Below are 17,249 nucleotides of genomic sequence, written 5' to 3' on the forward strand. Positions count from 1 at the left end.
CGCAGGAGCGGCGTGGATGGACCCGATGATCCGCTGGGGCTTCCGCCTCGCCCAATGGTTCCGCCACCCGCCTTCCCGCCAACGCGTCATCATCATGGCCCTGGTGCTGGGTCTCTGCGTGGCGCTGGTGCTGGTGGAGCGTTTCATCGGCTGGCCGCAATGGGCGACGCTCGGCAACCAGCCGCCGCGCATCGTCCGGCAGTGAAGCCGCGGGCCGAAATCAAAGCGTCTTGTCGTAGGTGATCCATAAGGTGCGCTTCGCCAGGCGGTCATAGACGCCACGGCCGCGATAATTGTCATCCGCGGTGATCCAGCGGATGACAGTCCAGCCCTTCTCGCGCCCAATCCGCGAGAGGGCCTCGATCAACGCATCCGCCACGCGAAGGCCACGCTGCGAAGGGTCCACAAACAGGTCATCGAGAAAGCCGCCCGTGCTGGCCGAGAGCGGCCGCGCGAACGGGCGGTAATGCGCCAGGCCCACGGCGCGGCCGGCCGCGTCCTCGGCCACCAGGGCCTTGGTTTCATGCGCGGGGTCCATGATCCAGGACCAGACCTTGGCGCGCATCTCGGCAGTCTGCGTGACCTTGTAGAAGGCGGCGTAGCCGGCATAGAGCGCCTCCCAATCGGCGCGGTGGCGTTCTGCCAGCGGGGTGATCTTCACCTCAGTCATGCTCGCCTCCCTGTGGTCCGTAGAAGACGACCCAGACGCCCAGATCGTCGGAAAATGCCTCGAAGCGATGGGGAATGCCGGCGGGCACAAAGATGGCGTCGCCCGCGCCGAAGGGCAGCAGGTCCTCACCGCGCCGGAATTGCCCCTGCCCGCTCACCACGACGTAGATTTCGTCCTGGGTGTGCGGTTCCTGCCCATCCGTGCTGCGCGGCGCGTACCAGCGCAGTTGCATGCTGCCCTGGCTGAAAATGCGCGCCGAGGCCCGGCCGGGTTCGAGCGGGCTGGTGGCGGCCATCGCCGCCGCGAAGATGAAGGGCGTCACGCCAGGCCCAGCACGTCATTCATGCTGTACAGACCGGGCGGGCGGCCTTTCAGCCATTGCGCCGCGCGCACCGCGCCCGTCGCATAGGCACGGCGGTCGAAGCTGCGATGCGTCAGCGCGATATGCTCGGAGCCCGCGGCAAACAGCAGCGTGTGCTCCCCCACCACCTGGCCACCGCGCAGCGCCGCGAAGCCGATGGTGCCGGTGCCGCGCGCCCCCGTATGGCCATCGCGCCCGCTTTCGCGGCCGGCTTCCTCCAGCGTGGTGCCGCGCCCGCGTGCCACCGCGCGCCCCATGGCGACCGCCGTGCCCGAGGGGGCATCCACCTTCTGGCGGTGATGCATCTCGACGATCTCGGCATCGTATTGCGCGCCGGGCAGGGCGGCAGCGAGCTTCTCGGCCATGGCGATGACGAGGTTTACGCCGGTCGCGAAATTTGCCGCGTAGACGATGGGCGCGTGCTGCGCGGCCTCGGCCACCGCCGCTTCCTCGGCGGCCGAGAGGCCGGAGGAGCCGAGCACCAGCCCCTTGCCGAATTCCGCCGCCAGCGCGGCATGGAGGGGGGCGGCGTGGGCATGGGTGAAATCAATCACCACATCGCTCGCGGCAAACAGCGCGCGCGGGTCATCGCCGCGCCCCGTGCCGCCGGCGAGGGTGCAGCCCGCCGCCGCCACCTCCTCGGCCAGGAGCTTGCCCATGCGGCCGGCGATGCCGGTGATGCCGATCTGTATCATGCGCGATTCATGGCATGGCGAGGCGGGCCGGGCCAGAGTGGGGGCCGGTGCAACTCAGCCTGGGCGCAGCAACCAGAAGACCAATGCGAGGCACCACAGGGCGATGGCGGTCACGGCCACACGCTCGGCATGCCAGGCCAGGCGGGCCCGCAGGACGGCGGCGATCTGCGTGCGATTCACCTCGGCACTCAGCCAGTTCGGCGGCACGCCGGCGCCGCGCAGCATCGCATAGACCTCACTGTGACGGATGTTGCGCCGCGGCGTGCGCCAGGCCGAGATGGCGAGCCCGACGGCCAGCAGGGCGGTGATCTCGGCGCCCGTCCGGAAGGCCAGAACCGGATCGAAGGAGAGGGCGATCATCACGGTCGCGGCGCCCAACCCGACAAAGGCGCAGGCGCGGCGGATGGAGATATCGGCAAAGGCGTCCAGACGATCCATGCAGTCCCCCCGGCTTGAGAGAAGGCAATTCTACACGCCGGGGTTGCAGTCAGCGCAAGCCAAAGAGGACCAGCAGGACGGCACTGCCCAGCCAGACCCACATGGCGTTGCCGAGCGACATGCCAAGCCGTTCAGCGACCCCGGCCGGCGCGGCCGAGAGCAGCAGCGTGCCGGTGGAGACCATCAGGCTCGCGCCATAGAAGATCGTCTCACGCGTGGCGGGCATCATCTCGGGCATCCAGACCGGGTGCAGGTGCCAGACGACGGCGAGCATGGGTGAGATGAAGCCATTGATCAGGCAAACGGCGACGATGGTGACAAAGAGGCCCTGCGGGGTCATGGCGTCACTCCTGACCCCAGGCGGGGCGCCCATCCGGCGGAGATCATGAAGATGCCAAAGACCATGCGCAGCCCGAAGAGCCAGCCCATCGCCACCAGCGGGAGATAGAGCGGCGCCACATAGCTCGGCACCAGGCGCGCCGCGCACCAGACGGCCCAGTCGCTCAGCGCGCGAAAGCCGCGCCAGATATAGTTCGTGCTCTCATGCGGGACGAAGAAGCCCATCATGAAGCGGCCGATGCACGCCCAGGCGGTCAGCGCCAGCGTGTAGGTGATGAGCCAGAAGGGCAGGTGCCCGAAGACGAAATGCGGCTGTTCCATGGGTCCTGGCGTTCAGCGTGAGATCAAAAAAGAGGGGGCGGCCACGTTGCCGCGGCCGCCCCCGTTACCCGAAAGCCGGGGCGATGTTCAGTCCACCGCCTCGCGCCGATCCGCCAGGCGAACGCCGCCACGCGGGATGCGGATATCCTCGACGAAGTTCTGCATCGCGAGGGAGGGTGCCGTGGTGAACTTCGAGACTAGGTAGATGGTCAGGAAGGAGAGCGGCACGCCCAGCACGCCGCCCGAGATGTTGTTCAGGCCCCAGAGGCGCCCGACCACCCGGCCACGCAGCACCACGTGGTCCGTCGGCAGGCCGCCGAACAGCGCGCCGAACCAGGCGAGCGTGCCGTCCTGGATCGCCGCCGCATTGGCAACCAGCCCGGCGGCATAGGCCTTCAGCTCCGGCGAGGCAGTCGCCAACGCGGCCGTGGCCGTGGCCGCGCGCAGGATCGCCTCCTTGGTGCCAAAGGTCTGCATGAAGCTCAGGCCGTAGAACTCGGACCAGATCAGGTAGAAGAAGGTCACGAGGTAGCCCACGGCCATGCCCCAGCAGGCGGCGGCATTGGTCGTCTTCTTGTACCAGACGCCCATCACCAGTGCGGCAAACAAGCCACCTGCCGCGATCGAGAAGGCCCAGGCGACCAGGAACAGGATATCCGCCCCCATGGAGCCCGCCGTCCAGGCGGCCGCCAGCGCCACCACCAGCAGCAGCACGCGCGAGATGACCAGGCGGCGGGCCGTCGGCGCGTCGCGGTTGATCATCTTGTAGTAGACGTCATGGCTGAGCGCATTGGCCAGCGCCAGCAGCAGGCCATCCGCGGTGGAGAGTGCCGCGGCCAGGCCACCGGCCGCAACCAGGCCCGCAATCACATAGGGCAAGCCCGCGATCTCGGGCGTGGCGAGCACGACCACGTCGGGATGGATGCGGAAATCGCCCCATTGCACGATGCCATCGCGGTTCACGTCCACGATGTTCACCCAAGGTGTGCCGTAGGGCGAGATGATCTGCCAGTTCTTGATCCATTCCGGCAGGTTCGCGATCGGCTGGCCGATCACGGTCTGGTAGATTTCCAGCTTGCCGAAGGCGGCATAGGCCGGCGCCGTGAAGTAGAGCAGGAAGATGAAGAACAGCGACCAGGCGACGGATGCCCGCGCTTCACGCACGCTCGGCGTGGTGAAGTAGCGCATCAGCACATGCGGCAGCGCCGCGGTGCCGACCATGAGGCAGAAGATCAGCGCGAAGAAGTTGACCGCCGCGTTCAGGCTGAACTGGCCATTGGGGCCGATGAAGGGAGCCGTATGCCAGCCCGTGACACCGGGCGGTGGCGTCATGCCGGCCGCACGGAAGCCTTGCTCCAGCACCTCGATCCGCTCCAGCGCCAGCCCGTACATGAGCTGCGGGATGGGCACGCCCGAGATCTTCACCGACATCAGGATCGCCGGGATCAGATAGGCGATGATGAGGATGATGTACTGCGCCACCTGGGTCCAGGTGACCGCGCGCATGCCGCCCAGCATCGAGCAGACCAGGATGCCGCCCAGGCCGAGAAATACCGCCGTGAGGAAGGAGACTTCCAGGAAGCGCTGGGTGATGATGCCGACACCCACGATCTGCGCCACGACATAAACGAAGGAGGCGGTGATCAGCACGATCACGCCCAGCCCGCGCGCCCAGTTGCCGCCAAAGCGTGCGCCCAGGAAGTCCGGCACGGTGTATTGGCCGAATTTGCGCAGATAGGGCGCGAGCAGGATGGCGACGAGCATGTAGCCGCCGGTCCACCCCAGGATGAAGGCGAGGCCGCCATAGCCGAGCGCATACAGGCTGCCGGCCATGCCGATGAAGCTCGCGGCCGACATCCAGTCCGAACCGGTGGCCATGCCGTTGTATATGGCTGGGACACGCCGCCCCGCCACATAGTATTCGGAAGCAACCTGCGTCCGGCTGATAATACCGATATAGGCATAGACGCCAATGGTCAAAAAGACAAAGAGGTAGCCGATGATGCGATCCGGCACGCCCATTTGCTCAAGAATACCCAGCAGCACCACGAAGAAGGCAAAGCCACCCGTGTAGCCGATGTAGATCTTGTTGAGATTGGCGATGAAGGGGTCTTTGGCCCCGGTTGTATCGGCCATGTTACGCGTCCTCCTGCACGCCGAACTCTTCGTCAATCTCGTTCTGGCGCTTGGCGAACCAGAAGAGGGCAACGACGAAGATGATCAGGCTGCCCTGGGCGGCCATGTAGAAGCCGAGCGGAAAGCCGAAGATGTGAATGGGGTTCAACGACTGCGCGAAGAAATGCACGCCAAAGCCGGCGGCGAACCAAATGGCCAGAACGGTCCACATCAGGCCGGACGTCTTTTTCCAATAGGCCTGCGCGGTCACTGGATCCACGGCGGCCATCGTCGCGGATTCCGGCTCAGGGCCGGATTCAACTAAGGGCATGCTCACTCTCCTCCCGGCACACGTTTCCGACGTGCACTACCTGTTTTGTCATCTAGCGAAGCCGAAACCCACTGATGAGTTAAGAATGGTTAATCTTTAATGAAGTGGAATTGGCGTGGTTTTCGCGCCATACCAGCGCCGATATGGAGGCTATCCCATGGCCCTTCTTGATTTTTTTCGCACCCGGCGCGGCTCGGCACCCGCCGAGCTCGCGCGGTTCCTCCAGGGCCAGGCGGCCTATGTCGCGCAGAAGACCGTGCTGGATTACTGCCGGGTCAAGGCGGGCCGCAGCGAAAGGCAGCTTTTCGGCGATCCTGACTTCCAGGCGGCGCTGGCGCATTGCCGGTGGCAGGTTTTCTTTGCCGCGCTCGCCGACGTGACCGCCCTGATCGAGGCGCATCTGCGCCCGCACGCCCCGGGCCAGGAAGTCGCGCTGAAGGAACGGCTTATCGCGCTGCACCAGGCGGCCCTGCTCAACGAGACGCCGCCCCTCGGTGAGGTCCCCAGTGCCGCGGATGCGCGCGACGCCCTGCCGCATTACCTCTCCACCCTGCAGCTTGCGCCGCCCCTCCCGGCTGACAAATTGCCGCTGCTGGCGGAGGCCGTCCTCTTCGCGACGCTGCCGGTTCATCCCGAACAGCGGCGTGGCGAGAGCCTCGCCATCAAGGGCGCGCTCCGCTTTCAGATGGTGACGACCCAGCAGGAGATGGAGCGCCGCTTCGATGCTGCCAAAATGGTTGATAATATGCTGAATCAAATGTAATTATTGCAGTGCAGCAATGCGTTGATTAACGTTTTCGGCATGTCAGCTTAATTTGATCCAGCGCAACGCCTGCGCCACAACAGCCCTGTCTGAATGGCACGGTCACCGCCGAAGCGCATGGCGCGGTCGGCCGTGTTTTTGTGTTCAATAAGAAAGGGTTGGGGAATGGCTTCAGGAATAGTCGCGTCATCGGCGGCAGGGCCCATGACGCCGGAGGAGAAGAAGGTCATCCTGGCCTCCTCCCTCGGCACCGTCTTTGAGTGGTATGACTTTTATCTCTACGGCTCGCTCGCCGCCGTCATCGGGTTGAAGTTCTTCTCGATGTATGACGAGTCCACGCGAAACGTCTTCGCGCTCCTCGCCTTCGCCGCCGGCTTCCTGGTCCGCCCCTTTGGCGCGCTGGTGTTTGGCCGCCTGGGCGATATGGTCGGGCGCAAATACACCTTCCTCATCACCATCGTGATCATGGGCGCCTCGACCTTTGTCGTCGGCATCCTGCCCACTTCGGATCAGATCGGCATCGTCGCGCCCATCGCGCTCATCGCCTTGCGCATGCTGCAGGGCCTGGCGCTTGGTGGCGAATATGGCGGGGCGGCGACCTATGTGGCCGAGCACGCGCCCAATGGGCGCCGCGGCTTCTACACCAGCTTCATCCAGATCACCGCGACGGCCGGCCTGTTCCTCTCGCTGCTGGTCATCCTGGGCACCCGCTCCATCGTGGGTGAGGCCGCCTTCGCCGATTGGGGCTGGCGCGTTCCCTTCCTGCTCTCGATCGTCCTGCTCGGCATTTCCGTCTGGATCCGGTTGCAGATGCAGGAAAGCCCGGCCTTCCAGAAGATGAAGGACGAGGGCAAGGGCTCTAAGGCGCCGCTGGGCGAGGCTTTCGGCCAGTGGAAGAACGCCAAGATCGCCTTGTTTGCCCTGCTCGGCCTTGTCATGGGGCAGGCCGTTGTCTGGTATACGGGCCAGTTCTACGCGCTGTTCTTCCTGGGCCAGGTGCTGAAGGTGGATGGCTTCACCACCAACATGCTGATCGCCTGGTCGCTCGTGCTGGGTTCGGGCGGCTTCGTCCTGTTCGGCTGGCTCTCGGACAAGATCGGCCGCAAGCCGATCATCCTGGGTGGCTGCCTGATCGCGGCGCTGACCTATTTCCCGCTGTTCAAGCTGATGAGTGCGGAGGCCAATCCCGCCCTCTCGGCCGCCCACGCCAATATCTCCACGGTTGTTTCGGTGGATCAGAGCACCTGCTCCTTCCAGTTCAACCCGACCGGCACGGCGCGCTTCACCCAGGCCTGTGACATCACCAAGGCGGCGCTCGCGCGGCTTTCGGTGAATTACCGGGTTGAGAATGTGCCCGGCCAGAATGTGGCCCGGGTGCAGATCGGCAACCAGAGCGTCTCCTCCGACCAGCCAGGCTTCGCGGCGGCCTTGGCCACGGCGGTGACGGCGGCCGGTTATCCGGCGGCCAGCAACCCGACTGTCGTGAAGATGTCGGGGCCCTTTGACATCTTCCGCGAGCAGCCCGCCGTTCTTATCGGCATCCTCACGCTGCTCGTGATCTATGTGACGATGGTCTATGGCCCGATAGCGGCGGCGCTGGTGGAGTTGTTCCCCACGCGCATCCGCTACACCTCGATGTCGCTGCCCTACCACATCGGCAATGGCTGGTTCGGCGGGCTGATGCCCGCCACCGCCTTCGCCATGATCGCGCAGACGGGCGATGTGTATTACGGCCTGTGGTATCCCATCGTCATCGCGCTCGCGACCGTGGTGATCGGCATCTTCATGGTGCCGGAGACCTTCAAGCGGGACATCTTCGCGACCAATGAGGATGGCTCGGCCAGTGCGGCGGATTGGCGCACCGGCAAGTAACGCCGCCTCTTTGGCGGATCGAAGGCGCCGGGGGGCAACCCCCGGCGCTTTTTTGTTGCCCTATCGCTGTCTGGCGCGGGCGCGGAAGCGGGTGGCGAAATTCACCAGCAGGCGAATGCTGGTCCAGCCGAGCCCGCCCAGCACCATGGCCAGGCTCAACAGGCCAAGCGGCGCATTGGCGAAGGCCACGGCGAGCCATGTGAGCGCCGCGCCTAAGGCCAGGATGGCAAAGCCCTGCCGGAGAATGCGTCCGCGCGCCCGGCGATCGGCGCCGGGGTCGAACAAAACCTGGCCGGCTTCGAGTGAAGCCAGCTTGCGGGGATGTGTCACGAAAATTTGATCCTTGGCCGGCGGTCCAGGCGGCTGGCCAGCGACCCGCAATCCCTCAGCGCCGACAGTTGACGAGCGACCGCAATATTCCCTGGTCACCGCTCAAGGGCTGGCAGTTGGAAATTTCCGTCGGCTTTGGAGATATGCCGTCGCTTTCGTGCAGCGCAAGGCGACGCCGCCGACTGAACAGATGATTTCAGGGAGACGGATCTTGCTGTAGTCCTGTGCCTGCAATCATGAGAGGACTGCGCATGCCCTCGGCTCTCATCACCGGCATCACCGGACAGGATGGCTCCTACCTTGCCGAACTCCTGTTGGCAAAGGGCTATATCGTGCATGGCCTGCTGCGCCGGGCGGGGACCGCGGCGCGGGGGCGGATCGCCCATCTCATCACACCGGAATATGCGGGCCGCCTCATCCTGCATGACGGCGATCTGACCGATGGCGCCAATCTGGTCCGCGTCCTGCAGGAGACCCAGCCGGACGAACTCTACAATCTTGCCGCCCAAAGCGATGTCGCGGTCAGCTTCGAATTGCCGGAATACACTTCGAACACGGATGGGCTGGGCGCGCTGCGCCTGCTGGAAGCCATCCGGCTGCTGGGCATGGAGCGGCGGACCCGCTTCTACCAGGCCTCCACCAGCGAGTTGTTCGGCAAGGTCCAGGCCGTCCCGCAGAGCGAGACAACGCCCTTCCATCCGCGCTCGCCCTATGGCGTGGCCAAGCTCTACGCCTATTGGATCACGGTGAATTACCGTGAGAGCTACGGGCTGCACGCTTCCAACGGCATCCTGTTCAACCATGAGAGCCCGCGTCGGGGTGAGGGCTTCGTCAGCCGCAAGATCACCCGCGCGGTGGCGGCGATCCATCATGGCCGGCAGGATTGCCTGCTGCTGGGCAATCTGGAGGCGCGGCGCGATTGGGGCCATGCGCGGGACTATGTGGAGGGCATGTGGCGCATCGTCCAACAGCCGGAGGCGGATGATTATGTGCTGGCCACGGGCGAGACGCATCGCGTCCGGGATTTCGCCACCCTGGCCTTTCGCGAGATCGGGGTGGATCTGGCCTGGGAGGGCGCGGGCGTGACGGAGACGGGCCGCTGCAAGGCCACTGGCCGCATCCTGGTCCGGGTGGACCCCGCCTTCTTCCGGCCGGCCGAGGTGGACCTGTTGATCGGCGATGCGTCCAAGGCGGCCAACCGGCTCGGCTGGCGCCCGCAAACCGGGCTTGATGGCCTGGTGGCGGAAATGGTGCGTGCGGATCTGGACGCGCTGTCCCAGGGCTGAGCCCATTTCGGCATGGCCTTGGGCGTCCGGCTTCGGCTACGCTGGATGCATGATGTTGCTTCTTCTCGCCGCGGCGATGCTTTGGGTTGGGGTTCATGTCGGCATCGCCGGGACGGCGGTGCGGGCGCGGCTGGTGGAACGCCTGGGCGATGCCGGCTTCCGCATCGGCTATTCGCTGATCTCCGTGGTGAGCATCACGCTGCTGGTCATGGCCTGGCAGGCCGCGCCCTATGTCCCGCTCTGGGGCATTCCGGACTGGTTCCGCTGGGTGATGGCGTTGCTCATGCTGCCGGTGCTGCTGCTCTTCGTCGCCTCGGTGGCGACGCCCAACCCCACGGCGGTGGCGGGGAAACTCGATGAGGCGGGGCCGCGCGGTATCCAGCGCATCACGCGCCATCCGATGCTCTGGTCCTTCGCGCTTTGGGCCGCACTACACCTGATCGCCAAGGGCAATCTGGCGGGCGTGCTGTTCTTCGGCGCATTCCTTGTGACCTCGCTGGTTGGCATGCCTTCGATTGATCGGAAGCTCGCCGCCCTGCAGCCGGCGCTTTGGGCGCGGCTGGCGCCCAGCACCTCGATCCTGCCCTTCCTGGCCATTCTGGTCGGGCGGAACAAGCTGGTGCTGGCGGAGATTCCCCGGCTGGTCTGGATCCTGGGCGGGGTCGCCTGGCTGGGGCTGCTCTTCGGGCATCGGTGGATCTTCGGATATCCGGCCTTGCCTTTCTGAGGAAATTCTTGAGGTCTGGACTTTCTGTGGATAGGCTCTGCCCTTCTACAGAAAGCCCAGGATCATGCCCTCCAACGTCGCCCTTCCATCTCTCCGCTCCCCGCCGCCGCGCGGCGACGCAGGGGCAAGTTCCGCCGTGGTCTCCAAGGCGGTGGTTCGGGCGGCGGGGGCGCTGGGCCTGCGCCAGCTGGAACTCGCCCATACCCTCGGCATCTCGCCGGCGTCCGCCTCTCGTCTGATGGCGGGCCAGTATCTGCTTCCGGCGGGCAGCAAGCCCTTTGAGATGGCCTTGCTGGTGATCCGCGCCTTTCGCAGCCTGAGCGGCGTTCTCGGCGATCAGATCGAGCAGATCAGCGCCTGGATGCGTGTGGAGAATCGCGCACTGGGCGGCGTTCCAGCGGAACTCATCGGAACGGTCACAGGATTGGTGAACACGGTCGCTTATCTCGACGCGGCGCGTGCCCGCATCTGACGCGCGGCCCTATGCTGGGCTAGTCTGGCGGTTGGTGGAGGATCAGGGCCGGCCCGCCACCATGCGGCTGGTGGATACGCTGGATGAGCAGGCCTTGCTCGAAGAACTGCTCGAAGCCAGCAAGCCTGCCCTGCCGGCGGCCTGCGCCCATCTCCACTTCCTTCTCGCGACGCCTTTCCGCTATCAGCCCAGCCGCCATGGCAGCCGTTTCCGCCGCGCATTCGCCCCCCATGGCTGCTTCTACGCGGCCGAGGCGGTGGAGACGGCGGCCATCGAGACGGGTTTCTGGCAGATGCTGTTCCTGGCCGATGCGCCCGGCCTGACCTGGCCGGGCCAGGCGTTGCAGCGACGCGCCTTTTCGGCGGCGGTCGAGACGGCATCGGCGCTGGATCTCACAGCGCCACCCCTGGACCAGCGGCGCGCGGCCTGGACGCATCCGGTGGATGATGCGCCGTGCTAGGCCTTCGCCGAGGAAGCGCAGCACGCCGGCGTCATGGCGCTGCGCTACGAAAGCGTGCGCGACCCTGAGCGGCGCGCCAATATCGCCCTGCTGGACTGCGCCGCTTTCGCCGAAGCTGCCCCGCGCGACAGTCAAAGCTGGTGGATCTTCATCCGCCCCCATTCGCTGCAAGCCTGGTGCGAGGCGCCGCGCATCCGGATTGAACTCCCGCTCACGCACTTCGCCGCCGATCCACGGATCGCCGCCTGGCTGGCATCGCCCCGGGGTTCATGAGCCGGGGCTTGATCCCCGGCGCGGGGGCCGCCATTCCATCTCCGGAAGATGGAGAATCGGACATGCAGGAAGCCCTGACCGCCCTCGACGCCGGCGATGCCCTCCGCGCGCGGGTGGCGCGCCTCGTGCTGACGCCGATCTTTCAGCGCGTGGTGATCGGGCTGATCCTGATCAACGCCGTCACCCTCGGGCTTGAGACGAGCGACAGCGTGATGGAGACGTTCGGCGGCGTGCTGCACGCGCTGGATGCGGCGCTGCTTTACCTGTTCACGGCGGAATTGCTGCTGCGCATCTATGCCTTCCGCGGGCGCTTCTTCCGGGATCCCTGGGGCCTGTTCGACTTTGCCGTCGTCGCCATCGCCTGGATGCCGGCCAGCGGGCCGCTCGCCGTGCTGCGCGCCTTGCGTGTCCTGCGGGTGCTGCGGCTCATTTCGGTGGTGCCAAGCCTGCGCAATGTGGTGGAGGCGATGCTGGGCGCGCTGCCCGGCATGGGCAGCATCGTGCTGCTCATGGCGCTGCTGTTTTACGTGTTCGCCGTGATGGCGACCAAGCTGTTCGGCGGCGAGATGGAGGAGCAATTCGGCACGCTCGGCGCCAGCCTCTTTACCCTGTTCCAGCTGATGACGCTGGATGACTGGGCCAATATCGTGAAGCCGGCCATGGAGTTGCAGCCCTATGCGCTGGTGTTCTTCATGCCCTTCATCATCATCTCCACCTTCGTGGTGTTGAACCTGTTCATCGGCGTGATCGTGGAGAGCATCCAGACGCTGCGCGATGACCGCGGCGCCGACAAGATCGTCGCCGAGGAGGCGGCGAAAAGCGCCGAGCGGATGGATATCCGCGCCCTCGTGCAGGAGGTACGGGCGCTGCGGGCCGAGGTCGCGGAATTGCGCGCTCAGCCCAACAACACGCCGTAAAGGTAGCGCCCCGGCGCCAGGCTGGCGAAAAGCCCGGCGACGAACAGCCCGCCCGCATTGATCAGCATGGCGCGCTTATGCGTGGCGACGCGGCCGTGGCGCACGGCCCAGATCGCAAAGGGGATGTTCACCAGCGTCACCACCGAGAGGATATGCAGCCAGGAAAGATGCCCCCGCGCCTGGATGCCGAAGGAACTCAGCGCACTGAGCATCAGGGCCGCGGCGGCGAGGCGGCCCAGCCAGCGATGCGCCCCCATGCCCTTGGGCAGCAGGAGGATGACCAGGATCGCGGCCAAGGCCAGGAGGGAGAGGGAGAGATGAAGCATGAGCATGGTGGGATCGCCTTCGGTATGTTATCGTCGTAAACATACACTGGATGTAAGCGATGTCAACATTAGAAAAACCCTATCACCACGGGGATTTGCGCACGGCCCTGCTGGACGCCGCCGATGCGCTGCTGGATCAGGGCGGGGATGGGGCGGTCAGCCTGCGGGAAGCGGCGCGGATGGCCGGTGTCTCGCCCACCGCCGCCTACCGGCATTTCGCCGACAAAGACGCCCTGCTGGCAGCCCTGGCGCTGCGCGGGTTCGAGGCCTTCGGCGCGGCGATGGCGGCGGCGGTCGCGCGCGGCGACGTGACGCCCTATGTCGCCCGTGGCCGGGCCTATATCCGCTTTGCCCTGGCGCGGCCTGGGCGGTTCCGGCTGATGTTCGGGCCGCTGCTGGCGCGCTCGGGCGCGCATCCGGCCTTGCTCGCCGCCTCACGCCAGGCCTTTGCCGCGTTGCAGGCCAGCACCGGGGAAAAAGACGCAGCACTGCGCGGCTGGGGAATGGTCCATGGCCTGGCGCATCTGCTGCTGGACGGCGCCATCCGCGAGGAAGGCAGCATGGAGGCGCTGGTGGATCGCCTGATCTGCTGAAGCGGGCGCCTCAGCGGCGCGTGAAAAGGCCAGAAGTTCCGGCGGCAGGCTCCTCTGTCAGCGCCGCCTTGGCGGAGCCTGGGCCTAGCATTCGTGAATGATCGCGCGAGGCCCCGGGGACCAGGCCCGCATCCCAGCGCCGCGATCAGCCCTGGAGTGGCTTGCGCAGATACTGCACCCGCTTGCCGTTCCGGTGATCCACCGCCTCGCCGCAGGCCGTGAAGCCGAGGCGCTCGTGGAAGGCCATGCTTTCCGGATTGGGCGGGTCCAGATTGACCTCGCAGACCAGCAGGTTGGTGGCCTCGCCCAGGGCAATCCGCGCCAGATCGTCATACAGCGCGCGGGCAAGGCCCCGGCCCCGCGCGCCGGGCGCCACCACCACGCGGTCGATATAGGCGAAATAGCTCTCCCGCGCGGTGAACCAGGCGTGGTTCGGGCCCTGCGGCGGTGTCGCGTGATCGAAGGCGATCAGGAAGGCCTGCCCATCCGCCGTGATCCGGGCCGCGAAGGCGCGGGCCAGCAGGGAGGAGAGGGCCTCCTCCGTCAGCGCGTTGACGCGTTCCGCCTCGGCATTGTTCAGGGCGAGCAGGGCCGGCACATCGCCGTCCCGGATGTTGCGAATCTCCATAGGCTCATGATTGGCACGAAGTTTGATGACTGGCGAGGGTTTCGCCCGGCGTGCCGCATCCCTAGTTACCACAGGCATGAGCTTTCCCACCCACCCTGCCCGCGAATCCCTGGTTGGCGAATTGCACGCCCGGCCGGCCATCCCCATCCATGGCCCGGCCCGGCTTTCGCGCCTCGCCATGCTGGCCCCCGACCGTGCGGCGGAGGATGCGCATCTGGCGGCCCTCTGCGCGCGGCATGGCGTGCAGCCGCCCGCCCCCGGCGCTTCCTGGTTTCTGGCCGATTTCGGCGCCTTCCGCCTCCGCTTTGAGCGCCACACCGAATTCACCGGCTGGAATTTCGTAGCCGATGGCGCCGACCCCAACCGCCCCTTCGAGCAACCCGCCCTCGCTGCCCTGCCGCCTGAATGGCTGGCTGGCCTGCCGGGTGCCGCGATCGCCGCCATGCACATCACCCTGGTGGATACCGCGCCAGAGCTTTGCGGCTTCGCCGGGGACAGCCTCTCGGGGGCTGCGGTCGCGGGCGGTGAGGCGATGGTCTTCACCGATTTCCGCCTGCATGCCGATGGCGCCACGCATATCCTGGTGGCCGAGCATCCTTCGCCGCTCGTCGCTGGCCGCCTTGCCCAGACCCTGTGGGAGATCGAGACCTATCGTGCCCTCGCCTTGCTGGCCCTGCCGGCCGCCCGCGCGGTGGGGCCGGGCCTCGCTTCCGCCTCCGAGCAATTGACCCGCCTGTCCGAGCGGCTGACCGCACTGGACACACTGGCCGAGGAGCGCGAGGCGCTGGAGGAACTCACCCAGATCGGCGGCGAGATCGAGCGCGCCAATGCCGCGACGGCCGAACGCTTTTCGGCCAGCGCCGCCTATCACCGCCTGGTGCTGCGGCGCCTGGCCGAATTGGGCGAGGCGCCGCTGGTGGGCCTGCCCACGTTGACCCGCTTCCTTGACCGCCGGATGGAGCCCGCGATGGCGACGGTCAGCGCCACCGGCGCCCGTATTTCCGCGCTCTCGGTCCGCACCGGGCGGCTGGTGGATCTGCTGCGCGCCCGCGTCGCCGTGACGCAGGAGGCCCAGGCCGAAGCCCAGCTCGCCACCCTCGCCGGCACCGGCCGCGCGCAGCTTCGCCTGCAACAGACCGTGGAGGGGCTCTCGGTCGCGGGCATCACCTATTACCTGCTGACCGTGCTGGGCTATCTGCTCAAGCCACTCCCCTGGGAGCTTTACGGCACCCGCGCCGAGACGATCATTGCCGTCCTGGTTCCCCTCGTGGCGGCGGTGGTCTGGCTCAATCTGCGCAAGCGGCGGCTCGAAAGCGGCGCCTGATCGCGCATGATCCCGCGGCGCGCGCAACTTAGCTGATGCGCCCGGCGCCCGTTGCGCCTAGACCTGACCGGATGATCCCCTTTCAGCAGGCCGCCTGGCCCGTGTCCTCCATTCCCGATGGAGGTCCCGCTTGCCGCTTCTCGCCGTCCATCATCTGACCACCTATCGCTATCGTCGCCCGGTGGGCTTCGGTGAGCATCGGATCATGTTCCGCCCGCGGGAGGGGCATGATCTCCGCCTGATCAGCGCCCGCCTCGACATCACGCCCGAGCCCGTCTCGCTGCGCTGGCTGCATGACGTGTTCGGCAACAGCGTGGCAGTGGCGAATTTCTCGGAACGCGCGCGGGAATTGCGCTTCGAGAGCAAGGTCGAACTCGATCATACGCCCCATGGTGGCCTCGATTTCCCGATCGAACAGGACGCCGAGACCTATCCCTTCTCCTATGATGTGGATGACATGCCCGACCTTGCGCGCTCCATCGAGCGGCAATATCCGGACCCCGACCACACGGTGGAACGCTGGGCGCGCCGCTTCCTGCGGCGTGACGGGCCAACCCGGACGCGCGCCATGCTGGCGACGATGACCCAGGCCATCCGCGCCGACTTCACCTATATCTCCCGCGCCGAACGCGGCGTGCAGACGCCCACGCAGACCTTGCGCATCAACAGCGGCACCTGCCGGGATTTCGCGGTGCTGATGATCGAGGCGGTGCGCGCCCTCGGCCTCGCTGCGCAATTCGTCTCGGGCTATCTTTATGTGCCCGAACGCAGCGGCCGCGTCGGTGGCGGTGCAACCCATGCCTGGCTGAGGGTTTATCTGCCGGGGGCGGGCTGGATCGAACTGGACCCGACCAATGGCATCATCGGCAATCGTGACCTGATCCGCGTGGCGATCGCGCGCGATCACCGGCAGGTGCTGCCATTGCACGGGACCTTCACCGGCTTTCCCTCCGACGATCTCGGCATGACCGTCACGGTGCATGTTTCGGCCGTTGACCAATACAGCGAGGCGGTCCTCTCACCCGCGCGGTGAGAGGGCGGCCATGACGAATCTTCGGACGGAGCTCCCCATGCGCATCAATGCCGGCTGCCAGATCGCCTATGACTGCCCCCAGCCCACCCCGATGCTGCTGATGATCAGCCCGCACCCCTCCCGCCTGCCGGATGTGGTGGGCCCGCATGAGATGCGCTTCGATCCGCCGATTCCCTTTCGCGATTACCAGGACAGCTTCGGCAACACCTGCACGCGGATCGTCGCCCCGCCCGGGCGCCTGACCATCACGACGCGCTTCCAGGTGCAGGATTCCGGCCTGCCCGATGACGTGACGCGGGCCGCCTGGCAGCGCCCCATCGAGCAACTGCCCGATGAGATGCTGATCTATCTGCTGGGCAGCCGCTATTGCGACACGGACAAGCTGACCGACCTCGCCTGGTCGCTATTTGGCCAGGCCGCATCGGGCTGGGACCGTGTGCAGGCAATCTGCGACTACGCGCATGAGCGCATCGCCTTCGGCTATGAGCATGCCAGCGCCACGCGCTCCGCCTCCGAGGCGTTTTTCGAGCGGCGCGGCGTGTGCCGTGACTACGCGCATCTGGCTGTCGCGCTCTGCCGCTGCGTGAACGTGCCGGCGCGCTATTGCACGGGGTATCTCGGCGATATCGGCATGCCGCCGCCCTATGGCCCGATGGATTTCGCCGCCTGGTTCGAGGTCTATCTGGATGATTGCTGGCACACTTTCGATGCGCGCAACAACATGCCGCGCATCGGCCGCATCCTCATGGCCCGCGGCCGCGACGCGACGGATGTAGCGATCGCGACCACCTTCGGCCCCTGCACCCTGGCGGGCTTCCAGGTCTTCACCGACGAGGTGGTGTAGCGCTTTTCACGCCTTGCCGCTTTGCAAGGCGACCCGGAACACGGATCCAAACACCAGGCTGGAGCGGTTTCCCGCCTTCGCTTTCGGTAACCCCGCGCCTGCGCATCGCTCGATCCGGCAGAGCCGTCGGA

25 protein-coding genes are annotated in these 17,249 nt (G+C 66.4%); 13 read left to right on the plus strand and 12 right to left on the minus strand.

Going from position 1 to position 17,249, the window contains the following annotated elements:
- Positions 1-16: 16 nt before the first annotated feature.
- The gene (locus LHU95_RS00810) at positions 17-205 is read left to right on the plus strand and encodes a hypothetical protein (RefSeq protein ID WP_248709483.1); all 189 of its coding nucleotides are present in this window, start codon (positions 17-19) and stop codon (positions 203-205) included.
- Between the two features lie 15 nt (positions 206-220).
- On the opposite strand, the gene LHU95_RS00815 is transcribed toward LHU95_RS00810, so the two are convergent.
- The 8 genes from LHU95_RS00815 to LHU95_RS00850 all read right to left on the minus strand — a co-directional run bounded on the left by LHU95_RS00815 (position 221) and on the right by LHU95_RS00850 (position 5,270).
- On the minus strand, positions 221-670 hold the full coding sequence (locus LHU95_RS00815) for a GNAT family N-acetyltransferase (RefSeq protein WP_248709484.1): 450 nt from the start codon (positions 668-670) through the stop codon (positions 221-223).
- A complete protein-coding gene (locus tag LHU95_RS00820; RefSeq protein ID WP_248709485.1) occupies positions 663-992 on the minus strand; it encodes a cupin domain-containing protein in 330 nt (109 codons plus the stop codon). The genes LHU95_RS00815 and LHU95_RS00820 overlap by 8 nt, the downstream gene beginning before the upstream one ends.
- Positions 989-1,726, minus strand: a complete 738-nt coding sequence (gene dapB / locus LHU95_RS00825) for a 4-hydroxy-tetrahydrodipicolinate reductase (protein ID WP_248709486.1) — start codon at positions 1,724-1,726, stop codon at positions 989-991. The genes LHU95_RS00820 and dapB overlap by 4 nt, the downstream gene beginning before the upstream one ends.
- 54 nt (positions 1,727-1,780) lie before the next feature.
- On the minus strand, positions 1,781-2,164 hold the full coding sequence (locus LHU95_RS00830; protein ID WP_248709487.1) for a hypothetical protein: 384 nt from the start codon (positions 2,162-2,164) through the stop codon (positions 1,781-1,783).
- Positions 2,165-2,213: 49 nt separating this feature from the next.
- Complete coding sequence (locus LHU95_RS00835) at positions 2,214-2,504, minus strand: hypothetical protein (protein WP_248709488.1); 291 nt, start codon at positions 2,502-2,504, stop codon at positions 2,214-2,216.
- On the minus strand, positions 2,501-2,824 hold the full coding sequence (locus LHU95_RS00840) for a hypothetical protein (RefSeq protein ID WP_248709489.1): 324 nt from the start codon (positions 2,822-2,824) through the stop codon (positions 2,501-2,503). The genes LHU95_RS00835 and LHU95_RS00840 overlap by 4 nt, the downstream gene beginning before the upstream one ends.
- A gap of 87 nt (positions 2,825-2,911) precedes the next feature.
- Entirely contained in the window at positions 2,912-4,960 is a 2,049-nt protein-coding gene (locus tag LHU95_RS00845) for a sodium:solute symporter family protein (protein WP_248709490.1), read from the minus strand.
- A 1-nt stretch (position 4,961) separates the two neighbouring features.
- Positions 4,962-5,270, minus strand: a complete 309-nt coding sequence (locus LHU95_RS00850) for a DUF4212 domain-containing protein (protein WP_248709491.1) — start codon at positions 5,268-5,270, stop codon at positions 4,962-4,964.
- 256 nt (positions 5,271-5,526) lie between these two features.
- Here LHU95_RS00850 and LHU95_RS00855 point away from each other — a divergent pair, with 256 nt between their 5' ends.
- Entirely contained in the window at positions 5,527-6,033 is a 507-nt protein-coding gene (locus tag LHU95_RS00855) for a hypothetical protein (protein WP_248709492.1), read from the plus strand.
- A 47-nt stretch (positions 6,034-6,080) separates the two neighbouring features.
- On the opposite strand, the gene LHU95_RS00860 is transcribed toward LHU95_RS00855, so the two are convergent.
- Entirely contained in the window at positions 6,081-6,263 is a 183-nt protein-coding gene (locus LHU95_RS00860; RefSeq protein WP_248709493.1) for a hypothetical protein, read from the minus strand.
- Here LHU95_RS00860 and LHU95_RS00865 point away from each other — a divergent pair.
- Complete coding sequence (locus LHU95_RS00865; protein WP_349292650.1) at positions 6,199-7,905, plus strand: MFS transporter; 1,707 nt, start codon at positions 6,199-6,201, stop codon at positions 7,903-7,905. The two genes, LHU95_RS00860 and LHU95_RS00865, sit on opposite strands and share 65 nt — an antisense overlap.
- Positions 7,906-7,965: 60 nt before the next feature.
- Here the strand turns inward: LHU95_RS00865 and LHU95_RS00870 are convergent, their stop codons facing one another.
- Positions 7,966-8,235, minus strand: a complete 270-nt coding sequence (locus LHU95_RS00870; RefSeq protein WP_248709495.1) for a hypothetical protein — start codon at positions 8,233-8,235, stop codon at positions 7,966-7,968.
- 251 nt (positions 8,236-8,486) lie between these two features.
- Between LHU95_RS00870 and gmd the strand changes: the two genes are divergently transcribed.
- From gmd to LHU95_RS00900, 6 genes are all read left to right on the plus strand, one after another.
- Positions 8,487-9,521 carry a GDP-mannose 4,6-dehydratase gene (gmd, locus tag LHU95_RS00875; protein WP_248709496.1) on the plus strand — a complete coding sequence of 345 codons (1,035 nt, stop codon included), beginning with the start codon at positions 8,487-8,489 and terminating at the stop codon, positions 9,519-9,521.
- 52 nt (positions 9,522-9,573) lie between these two features.
- Positions 9,574-10,248, plus strand: coding sequence for an NnrU family protein (locus LHU95_RS00880; RefSeq protein ID WP_248709497.1), 675 nt, complete (start codon positions 9,574-9,576; stop codon positions 10,246-10,248).
- 64 nt (positions 10,249-10,312) lie between these two features.
- A complete protein-coding gene (locus LHU95_RS00885; protein ID WP_248709498.1) occupies positions 10,313-10,720 on the plus strand; it encodes an MbcA/ParS/Xre antitoxin family protein in 408 nt (135 codons plus the stop codon).
- Positions 10,707-11,180 carry an RES family NAD+ phosphorylase gene (locus LHU95_RS00890; protein ID WP_248709499.1) on the plus strand — a complete coding sequence of 158 codons (474 nt, stop codon included), beginning with the start codon at positions 10,707-10,709 and terminating at the stop codon, positions 11,178-11,180. The genes LHU95_RS00885 and LHU95_RS00890 overlap by 14 nt, the downstream gene beginning before the upstream one ends.
- A gap of 33 nt (positions 11,181-11,213) precedes the next feature.
- Positions 11,214-11,453 carry a hypothetical protein gene (locus LHU95_RS00895; protein ID WP_248709500.1) on the plus strand — a complete coding sequence of 80 codons (240 nt, stop codon included), beginning with the start codon at positions 11,214-11,216 and terminating at the stop codon, positions 11,451-11,453.
- Between the two features lie 62 nt (positions 11,454-11,515).
- A complete protein-coding gene (locus tag LHU95_RS00900) occupies positions 11,516-12,370 on the plus strand; it encodes an ion transporter (protein ID WP_248709501.1) in 855 nt (284 codons plus the stop codon).
- Here LHU95_RS00900 and LHU95_RS00905 read toward each other — a convergent pair.
- Complete coding sequence (locus tag LHU95_RS00905; RefSeq protein ID WP_248709502.1) at positions 12,349-12,702, minus strand: DUF2306 domain-containing protein; 354 nt, start codon at positions 12,700-12,702, stop codon at positions 12,349-12,351. The two genes, LHU95_RS00900 and LHU95_RS00905, sit on opposite strands and share 22 nt — an antisense overlap.
- Before the next feature lie 53 nt (positions 12,703-12,755).
- On the opposite strand from LHU95_RS00905, the gene LHU95_RS00910 reads away from it, so the two are divergent.
- On the plus strand, positions 12,756-13,289 hold the full coding sequence (locus tag LHU95_RS00910; protein ID WP_248709503.1) for a TetR-like C-terminal domain-containing protein: 534 nt from the start codon (positions 12,756-12,758) through the stop codon (positions 13,287-13,289).
- 145 nt (positions 13,290-13,434) lie between these two features.
- On the opposite strand, the gene LHU95_RS00915 is transcribed toward LHU95_RS00910, so the two are convergent.
- Complete coding sequence (locus LHU95_RS00915) at positions 13,435-13,917, minus strand: GNAT family N-acetyltransferase (RefSeq protein ID WP_248709504.1); 483 nt, start codon at positions 13,915-13,917, stop codon at positions 13,435-13,437.
- Between the two features lie 76 nt (positions 13,918-13,993).
- Here LHU95_RS00915 and LHU95_RS00920 point away from each other — a divergent pair, with 76 nt between their 5' ends.
- From LHU95_RS00920 to LHU95_RS00930, 3 genes are all read left to right on the plus strand, one after another.
- Entirely contained in the window at positions 13,994-15,241 is a 1,248-nt protein-coding gene (locus LHU95_RS00920) for a DUF3422 domain-containing protein (RefSeq protein ID WP_248709505.1), read from the plus strand.
- Between the two features lie 130 nt (positions 15,242-15,371).
- Positions 15,372-16,274: a transglutaminase family protein gene (locus LHU95_RS00925; RefSeq protein ID WP_248709506.1), complete on the plus strand. Its 903-nt coding sequence runs from the start codon at positions 15,372-15,374 to the stop codon at positions 16,272-16,274.
- Positions 16,275-16,284: 10 nt separating this feature from the next.
- The gene (locus LHU95_RS00930; protein ID WP_349292653.1) at positions 16,285-17,118 is read left to right on the plus strand and encodes a transglutaminase family protein; all 834 of its coding nucleotides are present in this window, start codon (positions 16,285-16,287) and stop codon (positions 17,116-17,118) included.
- Positions 17,119-17,249: the final 131 nt, after the last annotated feature.

It is taken from the genome of Sediminicoccus sp. KRV36, assembly GCF_023243115.1.
Lineage (GTDB): Bacteria > Pseudomonadota > Alphaproteobacteria > Acetobacterales > Acetobacteraceae > Roseococcus.

What these genes read in the sequence shown, in the direction of transcription:
- LHU95_RS00865 (WP_349292650.1), top strand. Translation starts at nt 6,199, where the DNA reads ATGGCTTCAGGAATAGTCGCGTCATCGGCGGCAGGGCCCATGACGCCG.
- LHU95_RS00810 (WP_248709483.1), top strand. Translation starts at nt 17, where the DNA reads ATGGACCCGATGATCCGCTGGGGCTTCCGCCTCGCCCAATGGTTCCGC.
- LHU95_RS00895 (WP_248709500.1), top strand. Translation starts at nt 11,214, where the DNA reads ATGGCGCTGCGCTACGAAAGCGTGCGCGACCCTGAGCGGCGCGCCAAT.
- LHU95_RS00930 (WP_349292653.1), top strand. Translation starts at nt 16,285, where the DNA reads ATGACGAATCTTCGGACGGAGCTCCCCATGCGCATCAATGCCGGCTGC.
- LHU95_RS00850 (WP_248709491.1), bottom strand. Translation starts at nt 5,270, where the DNA reads ATGCCCTTAGTTGAATCCGGCCCTGAGCCGGAATCCGCGACGATGGCC.
- LHU95_RS00815 (WP_248709484.1), bottom strand. Translation starts at nt 670, where the DNA reads ATGACTGAGGTGAAGATCACCCCGCTGGCAGAACGCCACCGCGCCGAT.
- LHU95_RS00860 (WP_248709493.1), bottom strand. Translation starts at nt 6,263, where the DNA reads ATGACCTTCTTCTCCTCCGGCGTCATGGGCCCTGCCGCCGATGACGCG.
- gmd (WP_248709496.1), top strand. Translation starts at nt 8,487, where the DNA reads ATGCCCTCGGCTCTCATCACCGGCATCACCGGACAGGATGGCTCCTAC.
- LHU95_RS00910 (WP_248709503.1), top strand. Translation starts at nt 12,756, where the DNA reads ATGTCAACATTAGAAAAACCCTATCACCACGGGGATTTGCGCACGGCC.
- LHU95_RS00915 (WP_248709504.1), bottom strand. Translation starts at nt 13,917, where the DNA reads ATGGAGATTCGCAACATCCGGGACGGCGATGTGCCGGCCCTGCTCGCC.
- LHU95_RS00920 (WP_248709505.1), top strand. Translation starts at nt 13,994, where the DNA reads ATGAGCTTTCCCACCCACCCTGCCCGCGAATCCCTGGTTGGCGAATTG.
- LHU95_RS00885 (WP_248709498.1), top strand. Translation starts at nt 10,313, where the DNA reads ATGCCCTCCAACGTCGCCCTTCCATCTCTCCGCTCCCCGCCGCCGCGC.
- LHU95_RS00880 (WP_248709497.1), top strand. Translation starts at nt 9,574, where the DNA reads ATGTTGCTTCTTCTCGCCGCGGCGATGCTTTGGGTTGGGGTTCATGTC.
- LHU95_RS00905 (WP_248709502.1), bottom strand. Translation starts at nt 12,702, where the DNA reads ATGCTCATGCTTCATCTCTCCCTCTCCCTCCTGGCCTTGGCCGCGATC.
- LHU95_RS00835 (WP_248709488.1), bottom strand. Translation starts at nt 2,504, where the DNA reads ATGACCCCGCAGGGCCTCTTTGTCACCATCGTCGCCGTTTGCCTGATC.
- LHU95_RS00840 (WP_248709489.1), bottom strand. Translation starts at nt 2,824, where the DNA reads ATGGAACAGCCGCATTTCGTCTTCGGGCACCTGCCCTTCTGGCTCATC.
- LHU95_RS00845 (WP_248709490.1), bottom strand. Translation starts at nt 4,960, where the DNA reads ATGGCCGATACAACCGGGGCCAAAGACCCCTTCATCGCCAATCTCAAC.
- LHU95_RS00900 (WP_248709501.1), top strand. Translation starts at nt 11,516, where the DNA reads ATGCAGGAAGCCCTGACCGCCCTCGACGCCGGCGATGCCCTCCGCGCG.
- dapB (WP_248709486.1), bottom strand. Translation starts at nt 1,726, where the DNA reads ATGATACAGATCGGCATCACCGGCATCGCCGGCCGCATGGGCAAGCTC.
- LHU95_RS00830 (WP_248709487.1), bottom strand. Translation starts at nt 2,164, where the DNA reads ATGGATCGTCTGGACGCCTTTGCCGATATCTCCATCCGCCGCGCCTGC.